The 23,465-nt window shown below is 63.2% G+C and carries 23 protein-coding genes; 22 read left to right on the forward strand and 1 reads right to left on the reverse strand.

Features of this window, described 5'->3' with window-relative positions; genetic code table 11:
* The first annotated feature begins 2 nt into the window (after positions 1–2).
* The 22 genes from RGQ15_RS11560 (at position 3) to RGQ15_RS11665 (ending at position 21,372) form a co-directional block, all read left to right on the forward strand.
* Positions 3–2,186, forward strand: a complete 2,184-nt coding sequence (locus RGQ15_RS11560) for a phage terminase large subunit family protein (protein ID WP_311160376.1) — start codon at positions 3–5, stop codon at positions 2,184–2,186.
* The gene (locus RGQ15_RS11565) at positions 2,186–2,386 is read left to right on the forward strand and encodes a phage head-tail joining protein (protein ID WP_311160377.1); all 201 of its coding nucleotides are present in this window, start codon (positions 2,186–2,188) and stop codon (positions 2,384–2,386) included. The genes RGQ15_RS11560 and RGQ15_RS11565 overlap by 1 nt, the downstream gene beginning before the upstream one ends.
* A 1-nt stretch (position 2,387) precedes the next feature.
* The gene (locus RGQ15_RS11570; protein WP_311160378.1) at positions 2,388–3,884 is read left to right on the forward strand and encodes a phage portal protein; all 1,497 of its coding nucleotides are present in this window, start codon (positions 2,388–2,390) and stop codon (positions 3,882–3,884) included.
* Complete coding sequence (locus RGQ15_RS11575) at positions 3,877–5,955, forward strand: head maturation protease, ClpP-related (RefSeq protein ID WP_311160379.1); 2,079 nt, start codon at positions 3,877–3,879, stop codon at positions 5,953–5,955. The genes RGQ15_RS11570 and RGQ15_RS11575 overlap by 8 nt, the downstream gene beginning before the upstream one ends.
* An 82-nt stretch (positions 5,956–6,037) precedes the next feature.
* Entirely contained in the window at positions 6,038–6,388 is a 351-nt protein-coding gene (locus RGQ15_RS11580) for a DUF2190 family protein (protein ID WP_311160380.1), read from the forward strand.
* A complete protein-coding gene (locus RGQ15_RS11585; RefSeq protein WP_311160381.1) occupies positions 6,388–6,723 on the forward strand; it encodes a head-tail joining protein in 336 nt (111 codons plus the stop codon). Before RGQ15_RS11580 ends, RGQ15_RS11585 begins: the two co-directional genes overlap by 1 nt.
* Positions 6,723–7,145: a hypothetical protein gene (locus RGQ15_RS11590; protein ID WP_311160382.1), complete on the forward strand. Its 423-nt coding sequence runs from the start codon at positions 6,723–6,725 to the stop codon at positions 7,143–7,145. Before RGQ15_RS11585 ends, RGQ15_RS11590 begins: the two co-directional genes overlap by 1 nt.
* A 24-nt stretch (positions 7,146–7,169) precedes the next feature.
* Complete coding sequence (locus tag RGQ15_RS11595; RefSeq protein ID WP_311160383.1) at positions 7,170–7,589, forward strand: phage tail tube protein; 420 nt, start codon at positions 7,170–7,172, stop codon at positions 7,587–7,589.
* A 2-nt stretch (positions 7,590–7,591) separates the two neighbouring features.
* Positions 7,592–7,948, forward strand: a complete 357-nt coding sequence (locus RGQ15_RS11600) for a hypothetical protein (RefSeq protein WP_311160384.1) — start codon at positions 7,592–7,594, stop codon at positions 7,946–7,948.
* 59 nt (positions 7,949–8,007) lie between these two features.
* A complete protein-coding gene (locus RGQ15_RS11605; RefSeq protein ID WP_311160385.1) occupies positions 8,008–8,256 on the forward strand; it encodes a hypothetical protein in 249 nt (82 codons plus the stop codon).
* Between the two features lie 14 nt (positions 8,257–8,270).
* Complete coding sequence (locus RGQ15_RS11610; RefSeq protein WP_311160386.1) at positions 8,271–10,547, forward strand: phage tail tape measure protein; 2,277 nt, start codon at positions 8,271–8,273, stop codon at positions 10,545–10,547.
* Positions 10,544–11,176 carry a hypothetical protein gene (locus RGQ15_RS11615; RefSeq protein WP_311160387.1) on the forward strand — a complete coding sequence of 211 codons (633 nt, stop codon included), beginning with the start codon at positions 10,544–10,546 and terminating at the stop codon, positions 11,174–11,176. Before RGQ15_RS11610 ends, RGQ15_RS11615 begins: the two co-directional genes overlap by 4 nt.
* Complete coding sequence (locus tag RGQ15_RS11620; RefSeq protein ID WP_311160388.1) at positions 11,173–11,793, forward strand: hypothetical protein; 621 nt, start codon at positions 11,173–11,175, stop codon at positions 11,791–11,793. Before RGQ15_RS11615 ends, RGQ15_RS11620 begins: the two co-directional genes overlap by 4 nt.
* On the forward strand, positions 11,772–12,206 hold the full coding sequence (locus tag RGQ15_RS11625) for a DUF6950 family protein (RefSeq protein WP_311160389.1): 435 nt from the start codon (positions 11,772–11,774) through the stop codon (positions 12,204–12,206). The genes RGQ15_RS11620 and RGQ15_RS11625 overlap by 22 nt, the downstream gene beginning before the upstream one ends.
* A gap of 6 nt (positions 12,207–12,212) precedes the next feature.
* Positions 12,213–15,605 carry a phage tail protein gene (locus RGQ15_RS11630; protein ID WP_311160390.1) on the forward strand — a complete coding sequence of 1,131 codons (3,393 nt, stop codon included), beginning with the start codon at positions 12,213–12,215 and terminating at the stop codon, positions 15,603–15,605.
* Positions 15,606–15,614: 9 nt separating this feature from the next.
* Positions 15,615–16,148: a tail fiber assembly protein gene (locus RGQ15_RS11635; RefSeq protein ID WP_311160391.1), complete on the forward strand. Its 534-nt coding sequence runs from the start codon at positions 15,615–15,617 to the stop codon at positions 16,146–16,148.
* A gap of 15 nt (positions 16,149–16,163) precedes the next feature.
* A complete protein-coding gene (locus RGQ15_RS11640; RefSeq protein ID WP_311160392.1) occupies positions 16,164–16,451 on the forward strand; it encodes a hypothetical protein in 288 nt (95 codons plus the stop codon).
* Complete coding sequence (locus RGQ15_RS11645; protein WP_311160393.1) at positions 16,451–18,721, forward strand: hypothetical protein; 2,271 nt, start codon at positions 16,451–16,453, stop codon at positions 18,719–18,721. Before RGQ15_RS11640 ends, RGQ15_RS11645 begins: the two co-directional genes overlap by 1 nt.
* A gap of 12 nt (positions 18,722–18,733) precedes the next feature.
* Positions 18,734–19,615, forward strand: a complete 882-nt coding sequence (locus RGQ15_RS11650) for a hypothetical protein (RefSeq protein ID WP_311160394.1) — start codon at positions 18,734–18,736, stop codon at positions 19,613–19,615.
* Positions 19,616–19,628: 13 nt separating this feature from the next.
* Complete coding sequence (locus RGQ15_RS11655) at positions 19,629–20,225, forward strand: hypothetical protein (protein ID WP_311160395.1); 597 nt, start codon at positions 19,629–19,631, stop codon at positions 20,223–20,225.
* Positions 20,226–20,289: 64 nt separating this feature from the next.
* Positions 20,290–20,886, forward strand: coding sequence for a glycoside hydrolase family protein (locus RGQ15_RS11660; protein WP_311160396.1), 597 nt, complete (start codon positions 20,290–20,292; stop codon positions 20,884–20,886).
* 90 nt (positions 20,887–20,976) lie between these two features.
* Positions 20,977–21,372, forward strand: a complete 396-nt coding sequence (locus RGQ15_RS11665; RefSeq protein ID WP_311160397.1) for a hypothetical protein — start codon at positions 20,977–20,979, stop codon at positions 21,370–21,372.
* A 137-nt stretch (positions 21,373–21,509) separates the two neighbouring features.
* Here the strand turns inward: RGQ15_RS11665 and RGQ15_RS11670 are convergent, their stop codons facing one another.
* Positions 21,510–22,823, reverse strand: a complete 1,314-nt coding sequence (locus tag RGQ15_RS11670) for a peptidoglycan-binding domain-containing protein (protein ID WP_311160398.1) — start codon at positions 22,821–22,823, stop codon at positions 21,510–21,512.
* Between the last annotated feature and the right edge of the window lie 642 nt (positions 22,824–23,465).

The raw sequence follows: 23,465 nt of genomic DNA on the forward strand, positions 1-23,465 counted from the left end.
GCATGCGGACGCTCGAAAGCTTCGAACCCTTGCCGCCCTATGCCGACCCGCGCATCGGCCTGAAGCATGCTCTGCCGGCCTGGCGGCCCGCCGAAAAGATTTCAGTGACCGAGGCGGCCGAGAAATACATGCGGGTGAACGTGTCCGGGCAGTGGCAGCCCTTCCGGCGTGACGTCACCCCCTACATGGTCGAACCTTCGGACATGATCGCCACGCGGGCTTATCGCGGCCTGGCCTTCTGCGGACCGTCGCAGTCCGGCAAGACCCAGATGCTGCAATCGGCCATCGCCTACACGATCTGTGCGGATCCGGGACGGGTCGCCTTGTTCCAGATGACGCGCGAGGCTGCTGCCGAGTTTGAACGGAACAAGATTGCTCCGATGGTCCGCAACAGCCCGGAGTTGCGCAACCGTCAGTCGCAAGGTCGGGGCGCCGACAACATCTATCACAAGCTCTTTTCCGGCGGGACGCAGCTGACCCTCGACTGGCCAACGATCACGAAACTCAGTTCGGCCACCATCCGCCTGGTGCTCGGTACGGATTACGACCACTTCCCGGAAAGCATTGACGGAGAAGGGGATGCGTACTCGCTGATGCGGGCCCGCGCGAGAACCTACCTGTCACGCGGCATGGTTGTCGTCGAAAGCAGTCCTGGCGCGCCGCTGAAGGATGAGACCTGGCGGCCCGTGACGCCGCATGACTGCCCTCCGGTCGCTTATGGGGTGCTTTCGCTCTACCCCGATGGGACGCGCGGGAGGTGGTACTGGCCATGCCCGCATTGCGAGGCCGAACTTGAGCCCACCTTCCGTCGCCTGCGCTATCCGGACAGCGCGGATCCGATGGAGGCAGGCGAGGCCGCCGAGATGATCTGCCCGCATTGCGGGTTCGGGTTCGGTCACGAGCTGAAGCGCGAGCTCAACGGGGCTGGGCGCTGGCTGCACGAGAGCCGCGAACTTGATGAGCTGGGATTGCCGAAGCTGGTGGCGATCGACAGCGGCCTGGTGCGCCGCACCGATATGCTCAGCTACTGGCTCGATGGCGCTGCGGCGGCCTTTTCGTCCTGGCGCGAGCTGGTGACGACCTATCTTCAGGCGGTCCGCACCTTCGAGGCCACGGGTGACGAAGAGAAGCTCAAGACAGCCATGAATACGGGGCAGGCCCAGCCCTATTTTCCGCGCTCGGCGATCTCGGAGCTCGAGGTTACCGTGCAGGGACTTCGGGAAAAGGCCCGCGGGCTCGATCTTCCCAAGGGGGTCGCGCCTCATTGGACACGCTACATCACCGTCTCGGTCGATGTTCAGGGTACACGCTTCGTTGTTGGTGCCACGGCGTGGGGCGAAAACGGGCAGCACATGCCGATCGACCGGTTCGATCTGTTCCAGGCGCCGGGCGATGCCGATCGGACGATCAAGCCTTTCGAGCTGGCAGAGGATTGGGCTGTCCTGGAGCCGCTCGCCGATCGGTATTGGCCGATCTCCGGAACCGACGGGAAAATGAAGCCGGTCGCCATTGCGATCGACATGCACGGCGGCGGCGCGACGACGGACAATGCGTATCGCTTCTACCGCGCACGGCGGCGCGCAGGGCAGGGCGGGACATGGTTCCTGACGCGAGGCGAAGGCGGTCTCAAGCGGCCCGACCGGGTCTGGCTCAAGGCGCCGGAGAGCGCGAGCCAGAAGTCGAACAAGCGTCGCCGGGTCGCGAAGGACATCAACATTCTCTTCATGGCGACCGATCGCCTGAAGGATGCCGTCATGGCATCGCTCCGCGCAGAGGCAGGCATGATCAATGCCTGCCTCATTCCGGAATGGATGGGGGATGATCACCTGACCGAGTTCACCGCGGAGCGCAGGTTGGAGGATGGCTGGGCGAAGCGTCCAGGCATGGTTCGCAACGAAAGCCTCGATCACCTGGTGCAGGCGCGGGCGCTGCATATCCTGAAGGGTGGCGAGCGCATTGACTGGGCCGATCCGATGGATTGGTCCAGCTGGTCGGAGAAGAACCTGCAGCTCGCGCTGACAGTCCCCTCTGAAGAGCCCGACGGCAGCATCGCAGATGCGCCTGATGCTTCGCGGGTGGCCAGGCAAGAGCCACCAAAACCAGTTCGACCGAGCGTCGCACCTCATTCGCTTCGACCGGCACCAGGTCGCGGTGGATGGATCCAGAACCGAGGGAAATGGCTGTAATGGCATATACCGCAGCAGATCTTGCCGAGCTCAAGGCAAACATCGCCAAGGGCGTGACCTCAATCGAGGTTGCCGGGGAAAAGGTCCAGTTCCGGTCTCTGAACGAAATGTTGAAGCTGGCTGCGGTGATCGAGGCAGAGATCGAACCTGGCGGACAGACTCGTTCTGGTCTGCATCACCCGACCTTCTCGCGGGGTTGACATGAACTTCCTTGATCGAGTGATCCTGGCGCTGTCTCCCCGCCGGGCGATGGAGCGTGAGAAATCCCGCACGATCGCCATGCATTACCGCGCGGCCCGGCTCGGTCTGCGCAATGACGGCATCCGGCCAAGCGGTTCCGATGCCGACCTGGCCGGTCGCAATCGCAGGACGATCGCGTTCTACGCAAGGGACATGATCCGAAACACGCCATTTGCGACCCGAGTTCAGCAGGTGATTTCGGGAAACGTGGTGGGGGATGGAATCATCCCGAAGATCCAACCGTCGAAGGATCTGCCGGATGAGGTTCAGAAGCGCATACGTGCGCGCGGGCTCGAGCTGGTCGAGGATCATCTCGACACGACAGCTATTGATCGGCATGGCCTTCAGAACCTTTATGGCCTGCAAACGGTCGCGGCGAATACCATCGTCGATGCCGGTGAGGTCCTGATCCGGAGGCATCGCCCGGCCAGTTCCGGGCTCGCGATTCCGCTTCAGATCGAGGTCCTGGAACCAGACTACATCGATGACACGAGGTTCGGTCGATCGCCCGAGGGCAACGAGATCCGAGAGGGGATCGAATATGATCGCGGCAGCGGCGACCGCGTGGCGTACTGGCTTTATACCCAGCATCCGGGTGGAGAATGGCGGCCGGGATCCTCTCCCTATGTCTCGGAGCGGGTCCCGGCTGAGGACCTGATCCATGTCTTTCGCGTCGATCGACCTGGGCAGACCCGGGGGGTCAGCTGGTACACGCCCATCGCCGAAAAACTGCTGAACCTCGACGATTCCGAAGACGCGCACCTGATGCGGCAGAAGATCGCCGCCTGTTTCGCGGCCTTCCACCGGATGGGCCCGGACGCCAAGCCGCGATCTGAACTCGGCGGGACATTGCAGCCTGGCGTCATCATGGAGATCGGCGAGAACGAGGATATGGAATTCTCCGATCCGCCGGACGTGGGCGGTTTCGATGAGTTCCAGAGGGGGGTTCTTCGCTCCGCTGCGATGGGGGTCGGCATCACCTACGAGGCCCTGACCGGGGATCTGAGCGGGGTAAACTTCAGCTCCGCACGCATCGGCCGGCTGGAAATGGATCGCAACATTTCAAAGTGGCAATGGCTGACGATGGTCCCGATGTTCCTGCAACCGTTCGGTCGCTGGTTCGTCGAGGCCTGGGCCGAGGCCGAGGGCAATGAAACCTTCCAGCGGCTGCTTTGGGAGGATCCTCGCACGGTTCGTCTCAGCTGGGTGCCGCCACATCGCATCCTGGTCGACCCGGCGCGCGAGTTCAGCGCGTTGCGAGAGGCCGTTCGGTCGGGGTTCCAATCGCGGCAGGGCGTCGTGCGCCAGCTGGGCATCGATCCCGAGCGGCTCGTCCAGGAGCAGCTGCAGGACAAGGACGAGGCCGACCGCCTCGGCCTTCCTTTCGACAGCGATCCGCGGGCCGACATTTCGAGAAAGAACCCGACCTTTACTGACAAGGACAGAACCGATGAATGAAATCATCCTGACCGGGACGGTGGGCTCGTCCTTCTGGGAAGAAGATTGCTTCACCGCCAAGAGCGTTCGCGAGCAGATCGCCGGGATGACCGGCGCGCTGACGGTTCGCATCAACTCGGGCGGCGGCCTCGCCACCGAAGGACAGGCAATCTACACCGCGCTGAAGAACTACGAGGGCGAGGTGACGGTGATCGTCGAAGGGATCGCCGCGTCCGCTGCCTCCCTGATCGCCATGGCCGGTGACAAGATCGTCATGCCGCTCGGCGCGATCATGATGGTGCATGATCCGGCGAACTGGTGGACGCAAGGCCGGGGCACCGAGGACGATCACCTTCAGATGGCCAGGTCCCTCTCGGTTCTCGCCAATGCCTATGCAGGCGTTTACGCCGCGCGGTCCGGAAAGTCTGTCGAAGAAGCGCGGGAGATCATGAGGGCGGAAACCTATTTCGACGGAGCTGGCGCCGTGGATGCAGGTTTTGCCACCGAAACCGACGAGAGCACCGATGCGGCCGCCGCGGCGCTCTTCGACTACCGTCTCTATCCGAAGGCTCCGGAAAACCTTCGGCAGATCGGTGACAGTCTGGCACGGCAGGCCAATGGATCGATGATCGCGGCGATGATGGCCGCGCCGTCTAAACCCCAGGGGAAAGGGAACACGATGCCGAAGGGCAATAACGGGCGCGCCACCGCACAGGTCGATGGCGACGAAGAGATGCAGGCCGATGAGGAGATGACCCTCGAAGGCGAAGACGAGACTGAACTCTCCGAGGACGGCGAGTTCTCGGCGGAAACGGAAGAGGATCCGACGGCGGAGGAAGACGCTCCCGACGGTGAGGATGACGAGACCGCCCCAAATGCGCATGCGACCGCGATCATGAACTTCGCGGCATCGCGCAAGATCGGCGCGGATGTCGCCATGGGTTGGATCCGTCGCGGTCTGACCGTCAAGCAGGCCACCGAGGAGTACAGGATGAAACACGCCAACGGCACCACCATGGCGCGCCCCGGTGCCCCGCGCACCGGGATCTTGCGCGATGAACGATCGACCCGCCGCACGGCGATTACGGCAGCGCTTCATGCCCAGATCTCGGGGCGCGAACCTTCCACCACCGCTGCGCATCCCTACATGGAGATGTCGCTGGTCGAAATGGCGGCCGCTTCGGTCGGTCATCGCGGCAGGATCCGCTCGGCAGGCGACAAGATCAACGTCTTCATGGAAGCCTCGCATTCGACCTCGGACTTCCCGGCGATTTTCCAGAATGCGCTGAACAAGGTCCTCCTCGAGCGTTACAGCGAGTTCACCCCGACCTATCGGGCGATCGCGAAAAAGCGCAACTTCCGCGATTTCCGGCCGATGCCTCTGGTCCGTTCGGGTGACTTCCCGATGCTGCTTCCCGTTGGCGAGACGGGCGAGATAAAGTGGGGCAGCTTCGGTGAAAGCGGCGAGGCCGCGGTGATCGTGCCCTACGCACGCGGCCTGACGATCAGCCGCCAGATGATGATCAACGATGACCTCGGCGCCATCAATGACATGCTGTCGAGCTACGGCGAAACCATCGCCCATTTCGAGGAACGCACGTTCTATGCCGGCGCATTGAGCGCGGTCATGTCGGATGGGAATGCACTTTTTCACGCCACCCACGGGAACCTGGCTTCCTCTGGTGGCGCGATCGACAAGGACACGGTTTCGGCAGGGCGCGCTGCGATGCGGGTTCAGGAATCGGTTGACGGGCTCAAGCTCAACCTGTCGCCGTCGATCCTTCTGGTCGGTCCCGAGAGCGAAACCGAGGCCGAGATGTTCGTGGCCCAGATCACGCCGAACGCGACGGATGCGGTCAACCCGTTCTCGGGCAAGCTCAAGCCGATCGTCACCACCGAGATCGAAGACGGCGCCTGGTACCTGCTTTCGTCCCGGGCCCCGTGCTGGGTCTATGGCTTCCTTGAAGGGCAGGAAGCGCCGCGTGTCCGGACCGAAGAGCCCTTCGGGACGCAAGGTTTCTCGATGACCGTCGAGCACGATTTCGGCTTCGGCGCAGCCGACCATCGCGGCGGGTGGAAAAACCCGGGCTGATCCAGTCCATCACGACCCTGACAAGGAGCCGCCCATGAGGCGGCTCCTTGTCGTTCAATCCCATTCAGATCCGGAGCGGAACATGAAGAACTATCTGCAAAAGGGAAGCTCGGTCAGCATTCCCGCAACGGCGGCTGTTGCATCTGGTGCAATGGTCGTGGCCGGCGTTCTTGCCGGCGTGGCCGGTCACGATGCCGCCATTGGCGAGCGGGTCGAAGTTCATCTCGAAGGTTGTTACGAGGTGGCCAAGGTCTCGGCGCAGGCCTGGACCGTGGGGCAAGCAATCCACGTCAACCCGAGCAACGGTCTCTGCACCACTGCCGCAGCCGCCGGGACTGTCTTCGTCGGCGTTGCGATCGAGGCGGCCGCGAACCCGTCGGCCACCGGCAGGATCCGCCTCAATGGCTCGGCGCCGGCGGCGGTCGGCACCTGATGACGAAGCTGTTCCTCGGCATGACGAGGATCTTCAGCGGCGTCCTGGGGGATAACATCAAGTTCTTTCCCCAGGATGGCGAGATGGTCGAGATCCGATCGATCTTCCGTGAAACACCCCTGGAGATACCGGGCGCGGATGGGCAGACCGTCTTGATTGATGCCCCGACATGGCGTGTCGCGAAGAACCTTGTGGCCGAGGTCGCGCGGGGGGATCGTATCACGCTGCCCGATGGCAGGACCTTCCGTGTCGACCGGGTCCATGGCAATGGCTCGCCCAGCGACGATGCCTTCCATCTCTGTGAAATGGGCAGCTTTTCCGGAAGGACCGTCTGATGCCGCATTATCGCAGCGCGTACAGGGCTGCCATTCGCGCCGCACTTAGAGACAATGCCCGCTTCGCGGATTTCACCATCTTCCGCGTCTGGCCCGGCTCGATCGATGCCGAGACGCTGCCAGTGATCGGAGTGCTCACCCCTCAGGACCGGTGCCAGAAGGATAGCCACGCCTCGACCGAGCGCGGCACCTTGCTTCAGGTGGCGGTGCGGCGGGCGGGGCATGATGAGGTCGAGGATGATCTCGACGATGACAGTGAAACCATTGAGGCAGTCGTTCTGGCGGCCATGCGAGACCTGCAGATGGCCTGCAATCTCGAAGAAACGACAGTCGTTTCAAACACCGACGCGCGATCGAACATCGGCACGCTCGTCATGAATTTCCGCGTGCGGTCCTGGCGTCCGCCCGCGACCATTTCCTGAAATTTCAGCCTGGAGTGAAAGACCATGCCTGAAGGTATGCTTGGCTATGGCACTAGCGTCCGTGTCGGCCGCGGCGCGACCCCGTCCTGGACGCCCATCTCGCTGATCGGCGATATCGACCTGCCGGATGAGCAGGTTGACGATGTGGAAGTGACTCACATGGCTTCCCCCGGCAGACGTCGGCAATACATCGCGGGCCTGATCGACAGTGGCGAGATCTCCATCCCGATGAATTACATCCCCGAGTCGCCGACCGATGTGATGTTGCAGGAGATCAGGGCGTCGGGCGAAGAGGTCATCCTCGAGATCACCGTTCCGGGTGCGACGGAACCTGAGCAATATGCGGCTTTCCTGAAGGGCTATGGGCGTACCGCGCCCGTCGACGACAAGATGACGGCCGAGGCGACGTTCCGCTTGTCGGGCGTCATCGAAGGCGGGAGCTGATCATGCAGATGCTGACTGGTGAAGTCATCGTTCAACATCAAGGCGTCGAATATCGGCTCATGCTCGGTCTTCGCGGCATCGCAAAGCTGCAGGACCAGTATGGTGCCCGTCTGGATCCCATCCGGAATATGGGCCAGGGCGAAGATGAGATCCCCGATTTCAACGTTCTCCTGAACATTGTCGACATCGCGCTGGAACGGCACCATCCGAATGCCGGCGCTGATCTCTCGGAGCATCTTCTTATCGAGGATATGGCATTGCCGGGGAAGCTTCTGAAGGCTGCATTCCCCGAGGCCAAGCCCGCAGCCAGTAAACCTGCCGGAGACAAGCCCTCGGGAAAGGCGAAGGCGAGGCGCTGAACCTCGCCGTTCTCTATGACGCCTGGCTCTCGGTAGGGCTCTGTCCGGAGCGGTTCTGGTTGATCACGCCACGGCTCCTGCTCATCGAACTGGATGCGGCGAGCAAGCGGATCGAGCGGCAGGATGAGCTGGTCCTCACTGCGGCCTGGGCTTCAGCGGCGCTGCAACGCGCAAGGAAGCTTCCCAAGCTTGCAGAGCTGTTGCGGCGGGGATCTGACCGCAAGCAGGACCTGCGGATGTATCTCGACGGCGCCCGGGCGCGCCTTCCCACCATCACCATGGATCAATGGCGGTCCAAGTTTGAGTAATCGGGAGTTCCTGAATGGCTGGCTCTGCGCTCGTCGGTCGACTTCGTGTCGGCCTCTCGCTTGACAAGGCGGCATTCCAGGAAGGCATCAAGCAGGCGAAATCAGGTCTTTCGCAGTTCTCGAGCACGGTCGGAAAGCGACTTGGCGCATTGGGAAACGTGCCCGGCGTCAACGCGCTGCAATCGGCGCTTACGTCGATCGGCACGAATGCTGCCGCCGCGCTGGGGCAGGGGGCAGCCATCGCCACCACGGCGCTGGCCGGTCTTTCGCTCTCCGCGATCAACGCGGCAGGCGAAATTCAGAACCTGTCGCGCCTGTCAAATGCCATGCCAGAGGAGTTTCAGGCCTGGGCCGCCGGCGCTCGTTCCGTCGGGATCGAACAGGACAAGCTTGCCGACATCCTCAAGGACATGAACGACCGCGTCGGGGATTTCATCTCGACCGGGGGCGGCCCGATGAAGGATTTCTTCGAGGTGATCGCCCCTAAGGTCGGGGTGACAGCGGATCAGTTCCGCAAGCTCTCGGGGCCGCAGGCGCTTCAGCTTTATGTGGACAGCCTCGAGAAGGCGAACGTGAACCAGCAGGATTTCACATTCTACATGGAGGCCATCGCATCCGACAGCACGGCGCTTCTGCCGCTGCTGAAGAACGGCGGAAAGGCGATGCAGGAATACGCAGCCCGCGCGGAGGCCTTGGGCGGCGTCATGTCGAACCAGACTGTCCGGTCGCTTGCCGCGATGAAGGCCAGTTTGACGGATGTTGGAACTGTCATGCGCGGCGTACGAAACACGCTTGGGGCAGCCTTCGCCCCGGCTGTCGATGCCGTTGCCAAGACGTTTGTATCCCTGATGACGAGGGGCAGCGCACTGCGTCTGGTGTTTGATGGCCTGACGGGGGCGATCAGGACGCTGTCGAATTTCCTTTCATCCTTGATCACGATCATTTCGTCCGTGATCTCGGAGCTTTGGTCACTGGCCCGATCGGCGATATCGGCTGTTGACGAATTCACCGGCCTGTCCACGGTCTTCAGGACCATCATTGAAAACTCTCCGGTGGGCTTGATCTATCGGATGATCACTGGCTTCGCGGCGCTCATCAAGGCCACCGGAAGCGCCTCAGCGGCCTTCGGCATGCTGAAGGATGTCGCCGTTGAGGTTTTTGACCGGATAGGCCAGGCCTTCGATCTCGTTCCGCAAGCCGTCTCGGCAGGTGTCGCCAAGATGAAGAGCCTCTTCTTCGGCGGCCTCCATGACATGCTTTCCAATTTCTCCTGGTTCATTTCGAGCATTGCGTCCGGCTTCAACCAGATCTTCGGGACGAGCCTCAGCGAGGCCGAACCGTTCCAGGATACCATCGCCGCCCTGCATTCGGCGTCATCAACCGCTTCCGATGAGGCCAGTGCGGCGGCGAGCGCCCTTGCGAAGACCTTTTCGGATGTCAGTGCACCGCTCGCATCGGTTGCTGCGATCAACGACCTGCTCGCGGAAAGTGCCGAGGAAGCGGCCGCAGCACTTTCGGGCGGCGAGGGAACTTCGGGCGGGCTTGCATCTGCTACCGACAGCGCCGGAGAGAAGGGAAGCAAGGCCAAGGAAAAACTATCCGAGCTTCAGAAGGTCATGAAGGCGCTGCGGGAGGAAGCCGACAAGCTCCGGGCCACCATGGGCATGAGCGAACTTGATGCCGAGATCTGGGAAAAGCAGCGCGAGGCCGGGGTCTCGGCCGCGAGCCAGAACGGCCAGGCGATCGCAGGACTGGTGACGCAGATCGATGCGATGAAGCAGATGAAAACTGAAACCGAACGCGGGCGTGAGACCATCGAAGGTTTCTTCGGTGCGATCCTGCAAGGCGCGGATTCGGCCAAATCTGCCGTCATCAGCTTGCTGGCCCAGATTGCCCAGGTCCAGCTGGCGAAAGGAGCCATGGCCCTCTTGGGTCAAACATCCTGGGGCGGCGGCCTTGTCCAGGGACTCGGATCGCTGGTTGGCGCGAATGCCAATGGGACAAACAGCTGGCAAGGCGGGCCAACCCGGTTGAACGAACGCGGCGGCGAAATCCTCGATCTGCCTCGCGGGACAAGGATCATCCCGCACGACATATCGAAGCGCATGGCGGATCGGTCGGCGCAGTCCGGGCAGCTCGACATCCGTGTCGGCGTCGACCCCGATACCGGCAACCTGACGGCCTTCGTCGAGGGCGTGAGCGGGAACGTCGCAGCACAGGCTGTCGGCGCATACGACAAGCAGATGCCCCAACGCATGCAGCAGATCTCCATGAAGCCGAGGACGCGATGACCGTCTCCTTTCCCTATACGCTGAGCTATTTCGCCGATCAGCTCGAGCTGACCAGCGTCCGGCCTGAGCTGCTGCGCTTTGACGAGCAGTCCGGTTCCGGCGATGGCCGGATCTGGGCGGCACAGCTGGCGCGGCCACTCTGGCAGGTCTCGGGCGCGCTGCGCCCAAGGTCTGCGGCCAAGGCGCGCGAGATCAATGCCAAGGCGGCGGCGCTCGATGGCAGCAACAAGACCTTCGTCTGGGCCAATCCCGTCTATGCGCCCGCTGCGGGGGCGACCACGCTTCCCGGCGTGACCGTGTCGGCGATCGCCTCCGAGCGCGGGCGGATTTCTCTTACCGGGCTGCCATCCGGTCGCGTGGTGACAGCGGGCGACTATCTCTCGATCGGCTATTCCGGGCGCTATTATTTCGGCGCCTTCGCCGAGACCCTGACCGCGAATGGCTCCGGCAATATCGCCAATATCGAGATCCGGCCCTATCTGCCGCTCGGGATCTCGGCCGGGGCGGTGGTGGAGTTAGGGCAGCCGAAGATGTTCGCCTTCATCCCGCCCGGAGGCTTCACGCCCTTCGAGGAAACACCGGACGGCAATGCCGTCGGCGCTTCGATCAGGTTGCTGCAGAAACCATGAAAAACTACGACACCGCCTTTCAACTCTCGCTCGCGGCAGCGCGGGAGAGCGGCATTGCGCCGGTCTATTTCGCCCGCTTCGTCGCCAAGAACCGCGACACCGGCGCGAACGAGTTCCTAGGCTTCTGGTCCGGCGACGAGACGATAACGCTCGATGTCGAGAACCCGACCGGTGGCGTGCAGACCCGGACCTATGTCGGGGGCTGCAACCTCTCGGTCACTGGCCTGAAATACGTGGCCGACCTGACCGACGTGCCGGTGACGGCCAGCCTGTCGCAGATCGCGGATGCGGCCCAGCAGCTCGTGCGCGGCTATGACGTGCGGCTTGCCTATGTCGAGATCCATGCCACGACCTGGACGGGCGGTGCGCTGACCAGCATCCCGCAGCTCGAATGGGTCGGGATCGTGGATGACGCCCCCGTCACGACGCCGGCGGCGGGAAGCGAGGGCAGCATCGAGCTGACGGTGCGCTCGGAGATCATGACCATGCTGACCGCGACCAACCCGGCGAAATCCTCGAACGCGCATCAGAACAGGCGCTCGGCGGGGGATCGCTTCAGCCGCTTTTCCGGCGTCATCGCGAGCAGGAGGGTGCAATGGTATCATCGGGACGACTGACCCGCCTTCCCGACTGGCGCGCGCGCTTCGCGGCCGAAATGGACCGGCAGCGCTGCTTGCCCTTTGCCTGGGGCCGGCAGGATTGCGTGATCGGGCTGGCCTGCGGGGCCGTCGAGGCGATCACCGGGGCCGATCTCGCCGTGGGCTGGCGCAGCAAGTACAAGTCGCCAAAGAGCGCGCTGAAGGCGCTCAGGGCCAAGGGATACGATGGCGTCGCGGACCTGGTCGCGGGTCATCTGCCCGAGATCGAACCCGCCCTGGCCCGGATCGGGGATCTTGCGCTGATTACGGATGACGGCCCGCTCGGCCATGCGATCGGCATTGTCGATGCCTCGGGCCTGATCGTGATCACCGAAACCGGTCATGGCCGCGCGCCGCGTGACCGCATGACCCGCGCCTTTCAAGTCGGATAGCACTTCATGAGATTCCTGGTCTTCCTGACCGCAGCGCTCGCGCTGGCGGCCGGTCCTGCACATGCGGGCCCCGTTGTGGGCATCGCGGCCTGGGTGGGCAGCACGCTTGCCGGTAGCATAGGTGCTGCGCTGCTGAACCTGGGGCTGGGGCTTGCGGGCTCTCTGATCACCTCGGCGCTCGCCAAGGCGAAGCTGGGCAAGCAGGGCGTCAACGTCAATTTCGACGTGCAGTTCGGCGATGACCTGCCTTTGTCATTCACGCTCGGCGATTACGTCACCGCCGGGAAGCGGAAATATATCGGGAGCTGGGGCAAGAATAACCGCTACATCACCGAGGTCATCGAGATCTCGTCACTGCCGCAACCCGGCCTGAATGCCGTCTGGGTCGATGACGAGCTGGGCACCGTTCTCTGGGGCGAGGAAGACGACAACGGCACCGGCTACAATCTCGGCCATCCGATCACCAATTACGACGATGACGGCCACCGCATGTGGATCAGGTGGCATGACGGCACGCAGGCGGCGGCCGATACCATGCTGGTCAACCTTTTCAGCACCGATCCGGATTATCCCTGGAGCGCGGCGGCGGTCGGGACGGGCAAGACCTATGTCGTGATCACCACGCGATACGACAGCGACACGCTGACCAGCTATCCGGCCTTCATGTTCCAGCCCGCGCCGCTGGCGCTTTACGACATCCGCAAGGACAGCACGAATGGGGGTTCCGGCACGCATCGCTGGAACGATCCTTCCACCTGGGAGCCGAGCCGCAACCCGGTCGTGATCGCCTATAACATCATTCGCGGCATCTACTATGGCAGCGAGTGGGTCTGGGGCGGCAAGAACCTCGCGGCATGGCGTCTGCCCTCTGCCGAATGGATCGTGGCGGCAAACGAGGCCCAGGCCCCGGTCGCGATGTCCGATGGATCGAACGAGGCGGCCTACCGCGTCGGGCTGGAAGTCACGGCCGACATGGAACCGGCCGATGTGCTGGAAGAGATCGCGCGCTGCGCCAACCTGCGCTTTCCCGAGGTGGGCGGGCGCATCAAGGTCGTCTGCGGTCTTCCCGGTGCTGCCGTCTTCTCCTTCACCGACGAGGACGTGGTGATCACCGAGGGGCAGAGCTTCAAGCCCTTCACCCCGCTTTCGGAAACTTACAACGCCATTTCCGCGACCTATCCCGAGCCGGTCGAGAAATGGACGATGAAGGATGCCGGCGAATATGTCGCGGCGGATCTCACCGCCGCCGATGGCGGGCGCTACCTGCCGCTGTCGGTGAGCTACCCCGCCGCGCCCTATGGCAAGCAGGTGCAGCGCCTCAAGCGGGCGCAGCTGCGTGACTTCCGCAGGGTGCGGAGACATCAGTTCCACCTGCCGCCGGACGCCTATGCGCTGGAACCGGGCGTCGACATGGTATCCTGGACCAGCGCGCGCAACGGTTACATCAACAAGCTCTTCGTGGTCGAGGAAGTCGCCAAGACGCCGGGCATGCTGGTCGCGGTCACGCTGCGCGAGGTCGACCCGTCCGATTACGACTGGTCATCCGATTTCGAGGTGGAAGTCACCGCGACCCCGCCGAAGGTGCCACGCCCGGTCTTGCAAACTGTCACGGGCTTCGGGGCCGAACCGGTCCTGATCCATGACAGCAACGGCGAGGCCCGCCGCGTGGCGATCCGCGTCTGGTGCGACGGCGACGAGGTCGGCGTGACCGGGATGCGGGCCCAGGTCCGGAAGGCCGGGGAGACGGATGCGGTCATCGACGGCGTGATGCCGTGGCGAGATCCGCACAGCTGGTATGTCCATAACGTCGCGCAGCGCACGGCCTACGAGGTGCGGGGGCAGCTCGTTTCCAACATTGCCCCGATCGGCATCTGGACCACGTGGCAGCCGGTGACGACCGGCGCGATCTACCTGACCGACGACGATTTTGAAGACAGCATCACGAGCCTCTTTGAAAGCGCGGGCCTCAAGGCGACCTATGATATCGAGGATCGGTCAACCCCCGGCGCATTCGTCGGGCAATTGGCGTGGTCGCGGGCGGATAATTCGCTTTACGAATGGGACGGCACGCAATGGATCCACTTCATCGCGCGCAGCCTTGAGGGCGTCCTCGACGAGACCTATTTCGCCGCGGAGATGCGCCCGCCACGGCTGGTGGTTTCGCTGCCGGCTTCCGGCATCGGCACCGGAGATCTGGTCGTGCTGCTCTCGACCGGTCGGCTCTATCGCTGGACCGGCACCGCATGGGTCGACCAGAACGCGGCCGATCAGATCGTCGGGCAGCTGACTGCGGCCCAGATCGCGGCCGGGGCAATCGGCGTCGAGCAGCTCGCGGCAAGGGTCATGGTTGCGAACAAGGTGGCGATCACCGCCTTCGACAACCTGGTGCTCGACAACCAGATGCAGGATCTGGCGAGCTGGGGCACGAACGCCACGGCGACATGGGTCACGCATAACCCGAGCGGCGGCGTGACGACGGCGCAAGCGCAATGCCGCGGCACCTTCGTCGTCAACCCGCGCCCGGACAATACGCTCACCTCGATCACCAGCGATTGGGCCAGCATCTCACCGGGTGACGAGATCTTCGCATCTTGCCGGATCGGGGCCACGGCGGCGCATAGCTCGCGGCTGATCCTGCAGTTTGCGGATCTGTCCGGGGCAATCCTCGGCGCTGCCGCGGTCGCCAAGACCTCGATGACCTGGGAGCGGATCAGTACCTCGGGGGTCGCGCCATCCGGGGCGGTCCTGGTGCGCCTTGTCCTGCGCGTCGATGATGCGGGCTATGCCGCCGGAGGGTCGATCGTCTTCTCGCAGCCCGTCATGCGGCGCAAAGGCGTGGGTGAGCTGATCGTCGACGGCACGATCCGCGGCACGCATATCGTCGTGGGCACGCTGACCGGCGGTCTCCTGGCATCCACCGGGATCATCACCGGTTCGGCCCAGATCGACGGGGCGCTGATCACCCGTGGGCATATCCAGACGCTCGCGGTCGACACGCTGCGGATCGCGGATAACGCCGTGACGATCCCGGTCGGGGCCTCGAACAGCTCGGACCTGCGGCTCTACGACACGACGGGCGAGGTGACGCTGCTCTCGGTCTCGATGGTCCGGGAAGGGGCGCCGACCATGCTCTGGGGCACGGCCCAGATCGGGGGATACATCACCTCGTCAATCGCGATGTTCCGGTTCTACCGCGACAGCACGCTGATCGCGCAGTTCCCCTCGGTCTCGGGCAATGACGGCGCCCAGACCTCGGCCTCCTTCGCCTTCCGGGATGCCAATCTCGGAACCGGGGCCACGACCTACAGCCTGCGCGTCGAGCGCTTCACCTCGGGCGAATATACCGGCGACCCGCAGATCGTGAACCGCTCGCTGATGGCGATGCATGTGAAGAAGTGAGGCCCGGCCATGGATGAAGAAGAAGAGGCGGCCCGGCTAGCCGAAGAGATGAGGCTTGCCGAGCTGCTGATGCAGGGCACGCCGAACCCTGTCCTGCATTACGCGGTGATCGCGCCCGATGGGCATTGCATCCTGCAAACGGGCACCTGTCCCGCCGACATGATCGAGCTGCAGGGCGGGGAACTTCTGTCACTCGAGGCGCCCGAGGACGTCACCGACGGCACGCATTACTGGGACGGCGAGGCTTTCGCAGCCTATCCAGCCCGGCCGGGTCCCTGGGCCGCCTTCGACTTCGCGGCCCGGACCTGGACCGATCCGCGCAGCGCAGCCGATCTCGCGGCCGAGCGGGCAGAGGCTTTCACCATCCTGCGCATCGCCCGCGATCGCCGCCTCGCCGCCTGCGACTGGACGCAGGTGCCGGACAATGCGCTCAGCGAGGCCGAGCGCGAGGCCTGGCGGGTCTATCGCCAGGCGCTCCGCGATGTGCCCGAGATGACCAGCGATCCGGCCAGCCCGACCTGGCCAGTTCCCCCCGCATCCTGAAGCGAGACCCCCGACATGACCATTCTCACCCACCGGCGCGGCACCCGCCGGGTCTATTCCTTCATCCCGGAAACCGAGGAGGGCGAAGTTCCGACCCTCGAGGGGCTGACTGGCGAGCTTCGCGTATCGGCCGATGGAACCTGCATCCCGTTGGCCGGGGTCACATTGCCGGACGCAATCGATATTGATTTGCAGCCGCTTGATCTGCCGGCCGGCCAATATACCGCATCGCTTTATCTCAACTGGGGCCCAGGCCCCGAATTCGAGGGCGACCTCATCATTGAAATCTCCGAGGGCTGCTGATGCCGGACATTGTAAGGATCAAGGTAGCGCGCCGCGGCGCGACCGGTGTCGCCGATGCGACCGAAATTCGTCAACTGACCGAAACTGCAACGCAGGCCTCGGGTACAGCCGTTGTCGAGGCCGGCAGAGCGATCGAGGCTAGTGCTGTTGCAGAGACGTCCCGATCGGGTGCAGTGGCAGCCCAGACCGTTGCGCAATCCGAACGGACAGCTGCCGAGATCGCACGCGCCGGGGCTGAATCCGCTGCCCTGACCCTCGGGGCCACGTCCTACGCCACCTTGTCGGCCCTGCAAGCCGTTGCCGGAACGGGAAATGCGCGCGGCTACGTCTACGCCGACGGGACGGACAGCAACAATGGTCTTTACTTCTGGGGCGGCGGCATCTGGTTGAAAGACCCACTCGACCCACGCACCCGGATCGCGATCATCCAGGCGATCACCGAACAGGTCGAGGCCCGCATTGCGTCGATCTTCAACGACGATACCTCGCGCCCCGAGCTTGTTGGCTTCTCGATCCTCGACGAGAGCAAGAACGTCCTGCTCGGGCTCGATACCGAGGCTTGGGAATGGCTGTTCGGCCTCGCGATCCGGCTCGGCATCGATAAGCCGGTCGTCACCACCGACAATGCCCGTTTCCTGTTCTCGATCGACGATGAGGACGGCTATAGCTTCTTCGCCGTCACCCGCCCCGACGCCTCGGGCGATGTCAAGCTGATCGTCGGCGGGCAAGAGGTCGGTGGCGCGACGACGACGGTTGACGAGTCTATTGGCGAGATCGGCCAGGAAGCGGCAGCGCGCAACGCGCACACGCTTCCAGTGCCGGATAACTACTTCCTGGCAAACCCGGTGACCACGCCGGGTTCGGGCTGGTTTCCCATCGCGCGTCCGACGCAGCAGGCGATCTACCTGACGAATGGCGCAAACAATGCGTTCGACCTGACGCACATGCCGGGCGGCCATATCGCGGACATCATCGCCAACCACGCCAATCTGAGGGTCTGGTCCGGAATCAAGATCGAGGGGAGCATCGACAAGGTCAATCGTGGCGAGATCACGGCGCGGAACTTCATGAACCGCAGCGAGAACATGCTCACGATGAACGCGGGCGACGTTGTTCGGGTCTATGCGATTAACGGCAACGTCCTGGTGGTGGTTTTGGCTGGTTCCCCGGTGTTCAGTTCGGAGGCCATTCCGGTCATGGACAAGTCGATCCTGATGGCGGGGCAATCGAACTGCGTGAACTGGGCCGAGACCTCGGGCCCCGCGGGCTTTGTCGAGGGGTTGCGAGATGACGGTTGGATGGGCAGCTCGGCCAACCGTGACCTCTCGTCGTTCTTCTTCATGGAGGGCGCGACCGGGGCGACGGCGCTTTTCAAGTCCGATCGCTCGGACAATGCCCACTGGATCAATGACGACGATCCCCTGGCCTGGACCGATGGCCCGGCCATGGAAAAATGCCGCCGCGCGCTCAGCACCGGACTGGCGCTTGGTCAGCCTGCACCAGAAGTGATCCGTTGGGACAAGGATGAGGCCGAGACGCGCTGGCTCGAAGACGGCACGCTCAGCATCGAAGAAGTGAAGGCCGGGCAGGCCTGGATTCTGACCCGGCTGCGCGCCGCCTGCATCGCCGCTGGGGCTACCAACCCTCAGGTGATCATGACCTTGCTCGGATCTTACGACAGTCCCGACGTTCGTCGTCGCAAGGGCGGGACGGCCGCGCGTCAGGCAACGCTGGAAAACATCGCGGCTTACGACTGGGCGCATATGGGCGGCACGCGCTATGATCTGCAACGGGGGCCGAATGAGATCCACGGCAACGGCCTCGGCTACTTCAACCAAGGTTATCGGGACGGCAGGGCCTTCGCAAACGCCATGCTGGGACAGTCCCAGAACATGGGGCCGACGTTGGTTTCCGTCACCGACGTTGGCAACGGACAGTTCGACGCCGTCTTCACCGCGACGGGTCGCATGGTCATGCCGCGTGGAAATATCAGCCAGAATGTCGCCGGCGGTCCTTACCCCTATGGCTTCACGCTTATTGCCGCCGGCGGCGACGCGACGGACGAGCATATCCCGCTGCTGCGCGCCGAGGTGATCAACGAAACGACGATCCGCTTCACTGCGGATGCGGAAGACGTCGAGGGCTGCAAGCTTGCATTTCCCGCCGGCTACTATCCGGAGGCGATGTCCTTCGCATTCATCCGTGACAGCGATGCGCGGCCCGGCGTGCCCGGGCTGCCGCTTGTTCCCTTCATCTCCGAACCGCTCTGAGAGGTCAGATCCATGCAGATCATCATCCCCGGCGTCTCGGCACCCCAGTCAGGTGCCGGCAGAAACTTTCGCTATCTCCCGGGCACTGAGGTTCCGGCGCTCGATCCTCTGTTCTTCTACGATTTCTCCGATGGGATCGTGGGGCAGGCCTATTCGGGCGCGTTCACCAACCTCGCAGGCGGCGTGAATGGCTCGATCATCGGCACCCGCGCCGCGCCCTTGCGGACCACGGCCGGCATGCAGGTCGAGAGCGTGAATGGGCTTCTCATCAATACCGGCATCAGCACTCAGAGGTCGTCTTACGTCCTGGCGGCGTTGCTGCGGATGCTGCCGAAAGCTTCGGGCAGCCCGGCCACCTATAACTTGGGCCTGCTCACCGCGACCGACAGCAACACGATCCAAGCCGACCCGACGGCGAACACGAGCATGACGGGCTTTCCCGGCATTGGTTTTTCGCTCAATGACAACAACCAGTCGCTGATGGGCTTCTCAAACGGCCTCGCCCCAGCTGGATCATCGAGCACCAACTCGCAGATCCCGACGGGATTGGCCGTTCAAAACACCTGGTTCCCGGTGGCGCTGAACATCGATGGCCCGACCGGTCGGGCGAAGATTCACACCTTGCAGGGAGTCGAAGACCGCAGCGACGGCATCACAGGCGATACCTGGATCAGGGACTTTTTCGTCACCAACCTCGCCGCTCGGAGTGGCAACCTGGTCGTCGGGATCAACCCAAACGGCAACCCGCGCGCCGTCGCGGGTCCGCTCGGCACCCTGGTCTGCGCTGGGGCGTTCGACGGGAATCGCAGCGATGACGAGGTCACGGCGATCCTCACCGGCATGGCGAAGATCGCCGCCAATCGCAACTTGGCGGTCGCTGGCTACGCCGCGTAAGGAAGGAACGGTCATGACACAATCGATCGAGAGCCAGGGGCGGCGCATCGTCCCGACCCTCGGCTTCTTCCTTGACCGCCTTTGGGTGTGGATTACAGGCATCCTTTTCTGGGTAATCGGTGCCATCTTCCTCGCCATTTTCACGCCATTCTGGGGCAATGTGCAGGCGATCTGGCAGAGTCCGGCAACACTGGCGGCCTTGCAGCACGACCTGGTGGCGCTGCGCTCGGATCTGGCCGCAGCGACGGGGGATAACCGGGTGATCCGGCAAACCCCGGGACTGAGCTATGTGACCGAGCCTGTCCGGGTCGGCGACAAGGTCGTGCTCAACCTGGTGATCGAGCGGACTGCGCTTGGATCGCGCTGCATCTTCACCAGCGGGCAAAGCCTCTTCACCGAGGCGGGGGGCGTCATCACGCCGGGGTCGCCGGTCGGCCCGACGCGGCAGATCGGAGAAGAGCAGACGCGACTGCGCATCGGGCTGACACCACCCGAGACGCTGCGGCCGGGTCGCATCGAGCTCTACCTGGCGCTGGAATATGACTGCGACGGACGGCGGGTTTTCGACCGCACCGACGTGGTCACCTATCAGCTGATGCCGCGCCCCTGACCCAACCCACAATTGCACCCCACCACACCCGCCACTGGCGGGTTTTTCTTTTTGCGAGGACAGCATGAAGACCAATGACGCTGGTTTGCAGGTCATCAAAGACAGCGAAGGCCTGCGCCTGACGGCCTATTACGACTCGGGCAGGGTGCTCACGATCGGCTATGGCCACACCTCGGCGGCCGGGTCTCCGAGGGTCGCGGTCGGCATGACCATCACGGCGGCCGAGGCCGATGAGATCCTGCGGCGCGATGTGGCAGGGGCCGAGGCCGGGGTTGCGGAGCTCGTGACGATCGATCTGACCGAGAACCAGTTCTCAGCCCTCGTTAGTTTCGTCTTCAACATCGGCCGTGGCCAGTTCGCTGCCTCCACCTTGCTACGCAAGCTGAACGCCGGCGCCGATCCAGCATCCGAGTTCGATCGCTGGATCTATGATGACGGGGTCAGATTAAACGGGCTCGTGACCAGGCGCGCGAAGGAACGGGCCCTATTCGAGAAGCCGATCGCGGGAACGCCGGCGGAAAGCCGACAGAAACAACTCCAGCGCCAGCTCGCGGCCCTCGGTCTCTACACCGCCAAGATCGACGGCATCTGGGGCCCGCTGTCGCGGTCTGCGCTCGAGAAGTTCGAGCTCGCCGCCGAACGCATCCTGGCGCTGGCGTGAAGCTGTCACCCGTCTTGCCGCGCTACGTCGATGACGAGGCGGCACGACAGCGGGCGCGCAAAATCCTGAAAGAACTGAAGGAGGACGAAAATGGACGCGTTCATGCATGCGGTTCTGCCGCAACTGCTGGAAATTGCCGGGCTGATCCTGACTGCTGTGCTGACCTGGGCTGCAGCCAAGGCAAAGGCCAAGTGGGGGATCGAGATCGAGGCCAGGCATCGCGAGGCGCTGCACTCGGCGATCATGACGGGCATCAATCTGGCGCTCAGCAAGGGCCTGACTGCTCAGGCCGCCGTTGATGCCGCGCTGGACTATGCGACGAAATCCGTACCTGACGCGATCGGGGCTCTCAAGCCGTCGGCTGAGACGATTGCCGATCTGGCGAAGGCTAAGCTGCAAGAGGCCGCTTTCGAGGGGATCAAGTCCCTGCGGGGTGTCAATGCGTTGACGGCGGTGTCCAAAGAGGTGGGCGCATTGTCACGCTGAGCGTCGCTGCTGCCGGGTGGGTAACAAATGTTCTCACCCGGCCCGGCACTTTCGCTCCGTCAGCACTCGGCGTTGGCTCGACAACGATCACGCTGGCCCAGACGGACATCAAACAGCGCCGCGCAATCTCCCATCTATTAGTGCCCAATGGCAGTAAGTGTCGCACGGTCTGGCGCTCCAGTTGCGGGCAGGCCGTTCTGTTCCTGCCAAGCCCGTAGAGCCTTCGCCGATCCCGTACCCCAAACCCCATCCGGCAATCCTGCATCGAAACCCGCGGCGTTCAACATCGTCTGGATTGCCCGGTAATCCTCCTTTGTCAGGTCCAGAAGGCTGAAGCCGCAGGCGGCCGCGACTTTCTCGGCGACAGGCTCGATGCCGGCAAGGGTGAAGGTCTCGTCATGGTTCTTCTGCTCCTCAAGGCGGATGAAAATCTTCTTCGCATCAATAAGATCGCGCATCAGCGCTTGCGCCTTGCCGCCGAATAGGCCCGATCCCTTACTGCTAGTCAGCTTCGACCAGCCGGAGGTCTGGGCTGTCTGGTCGTCGATTCGAATGGTCGTGCGAAGCGTGTCCGAACTGAAATCGCCGACGATAAATTCGTCAGTGTCGTAAATCGCCGAAGCCTCACCCTCGCGGCAGGAGATAGTAAGCTTGGGGAAACTCGTCATGAAGCCGTGCTTCTCGTATGCCGATGCATTCACCGCGAAAATGCGCGGGCTATCGTCAATCTCGGCCTTGGATTCCAGCACGGCCCACCAGCCGTGCATTTTAAAGCCTTCATTATGCAGCGAGGCGAAGACTTCAGCGCTGTAGTCAATATCCGGATGCTCGGGATCGGCCCATTCCGGTGCGGCGCTTGCCAGATTGGACGAGCCACTAGGCACTGTTGCTTGGGGCGTGGCTTGATGTGCAGCGGGGGGCGGGACTGCAGCGACATCAACAGGCAGGACGCTGCCGTATTTCGCTTCCATCAAGGCCCCGCGCAGTCCGGCAAGGGTTAGCTTCTCGGTTAAAACACGCGAGATCGCCAGTGCGCCAACCAATCCCCCAGCATTCGCAGTATCTGCTTCGGCCTGAGCGATCACTTGATTTTGCTTTTCGATTTCCTCACTGATTTCCTTGGCCCGCTCTGGATCCAGTGTTCTGATCGGCAGGGTGACCTTGGTGACAGTATCGCCCCGTTCGGCAGCAATTCGGTTCTGCATGATCGCGCGCGTTAGCTTCAGCGTCTCGATGCGCGCCTGAACGAGGGCCACCAACAGGCCGCCCTCATAATTCTTCAAGTCGTCTTCGGCCGCAGAGATCTCCCGATCGATCTCTTTGAGTTCCTTATCGAGAGCATTGATATCGACGGCTGCGGCGGGGACAGTGGCGACTTGAGAGACCGCGCTGGTGGCCGCGGTGGACAATAGGATGGCAAGAACTGGCAGGCCGATGAATACGGAACGCATACTGATCTCCGGGATAACTCACCAAGACGTTACTGACGAGCATACTGAGATCAAGCATCAAACGACGGGCTTCCAGCTTCGTTTGGTGACGGTTTGAGCGTGAATTGGACCCGCCGCCGCACATGGCCAAACGAAAAGCAACCAGGTGCACAGCATTTCTGGACCGTCATGCGCGACGGTGTCCCTGTCGGAAGCGTTCATCCTCTTCCCTACACCGAGCACGGTAAGGCATGGCACTGGTCGACGGTAACTGACCCATGGCAGCAGGGACGCGTCGACACGTTCGACGAGGCCTTGGAGGGGGTCAGGAAAGCCGCCGGCAATCTGCCGCTCCTGCCCGAGTATCAGAAGCTCCGCGATAAAGGGGAGTGGTGACTGCAATGGGCAGATGAGCGACAGTGATCGTCACTCCATCCAGCCAGAGATCAGCTACGGCTGCTCGCCTGGTGCTCTGTCTGCGGTAGGTTAGGGCCGCAGGCGGTGATCCGTCCCACTTCCGGACATGGCAGCAACTGCGATCCGGTCGCGGATTACAAGGAACAGCGGGAGAAGCGGGGGGTGGTGAGACGCCTAACCCCCAGACGACCGTTGATGTTGAGATGGACTATGTGACGAAAACCGTTCCTGGCGCGCTAACGAGGC

It is taken from the genome of Paracoccus sp. MBLB3053, assembly GCF_031822435.1.
GTDB lineage: Bacteria > Pseudomonadota > Alphaproteobacteria > Rhodobacterales > Rhodobacteraceae > Paracoccus > Paracoccus aurantius.

Coding starts and splice junctions, on each gene's coding strand:
- RGQ15_RS11560 (WP_311160376.1), top strand. CDS start 3: ATGCGGACGCTCGAAAGCTTCGAACCCTTGCCGCCCTATGCCGACCCG.
- RGQ15_RS11565 (WP_311160377.1), top strand. CDS start 2,186: ATGGCATATACCGCAGCAGATCTTGCCGAGCTCAAGGCAAACATCGCC.
- RGQ15_RS11570 (WP_311160378.1), top strand. CDS start 2,388: ATGAACTTCCTTGATCGAGTGATCCTGGCGCTGTCTCCCCGCCGGGCG.
- RGQ15_RS11575 (WP_311160379.1), top strand. CDS start 3,877: ATGAATGAAATCATCCTGACCGGGACGGTGGGCTCGTCCTTCTGGGAA.
- RGQ15_RS11580 (WP_311160380.1), top strand. CDS start 6,038: ATGAAGAACTATCTGCAAAAGGGAAGCTCGGTCAGCATTCCCGCAACG.
- RGQ15_RS11585 (WP_311160381.1), top strand. CDS start 6,388: ATGACGAAGCTGTTCCTCGGCATGACGAGGATCTTCAGCGGCGTCCTG.
- RGQ15_RS11590 (WP_311160382.1), top strand. CDS start 6,723: ATGCCGCATTATCGCAGCGCGTACAGGGCTGCCATTCGCGCCGCACTT.
- RGQ15_RS11595 (WP_311160383.1), top strand. CDS start 7,170: ATGCCTGAAGGTATGCTTGGCTATGGCACTAGCGTCCGTGTCGGCCGC.
- RGQ15_RS11600 (WP_311160384.1), top strand. CDS start 7,592: ATGCAGATGCTGACTGGTGAAGTCATCGTTCAACATCAAGGCGTCGAA.
- RGQ15_RS11610 (WP_311160386.1), top strand. CDS start 8,271: ATGGCTGGCTCTGCGCTCGTCGGTCGACTTCGTGTCGGCCTCTCGCTT.
- RGQ15_RS11615 (WP_311160387.1), top strand. CDS start 10,544: ATGACCGTCTCCTTTCCCTATACGCTGAGCTATTTCGCCGATCAGCTC.
- RGQ15_RS11620 (WP_311160388.1), top strand. CDS start 11,173: ATGAAAAACTACGACACCGCCTTTCAACTCTCGCTCGCGGCAGCGCGG.
- RGQ15_RS11625 (WP_311160389.1), top strand. CDS start 11,772: ATGGTATCATCGGGACGACTGACCCGCCTTCCCGACTGGCGCGCGCGC.
- RGQ15_RS11630 (WP_311160390.1), top strand. CDS start 12,213: ATGAGATTCCTGGTCTTCCTGACCGCAGCGCTCGCGCTGGCGGCCGGT.
- RGQ15_RS11635 (WP_311160391.1), top strand. CDS start 15,615: ATGGATGAAGAAGAAGAGGCGGCCCGGCTAGCCGAAGAGATGAGGCTT.
- RGQ15_RS11640 (WP_311160392.1), top strand. CDS start 16,164: ATGACCATTCTCACCCACCGGCGCGGCACCCGCCGGGTCTATTCCTTC.
- RGQ15_RS11645 (WP_311160393.1), top strand. CDS start 16,451: ATGCCGGACATTGTAAGGATCAAGGTAGCGCGCCGCGGCGCGACCGGT.
- RGQ15_RS11650 (WP_311160394.1), top strand. CDS start 18,734: ATGCAGATCATCATCCCCGGCGTCTCGGCACCCCAGTCAGGTGCCGGC.
- RGQ15_RS11655 (WP_311160395.1), top strand. CDS start 19,629: ATGACACAATCGATCGAGAGCCAGGGGCGGCGCATCGTCCCGACCCTC.
- RGQ15_RS11660 (WP_311160396.1), top strand. CDS start 20,290: ATGAAGACCAATGACGCTGGTTTGCAGGTCATCAAAGACAGCGAAGGC.
- RGQ15_RS11665 (WP_311160397.1), top strand. CDS start 20,977: ATGGACGCGTTCATGCATGCGGTTCTGCCGCAACTGCTGGAAATTGCC.
- RGQ15_RS11670 (WP_311160398.1), bottom strand. CDS start 22,823: ATGCGTTCCGTATTCATCGGCCTGCCAGTTCTTGCCATCCTATTGTCC.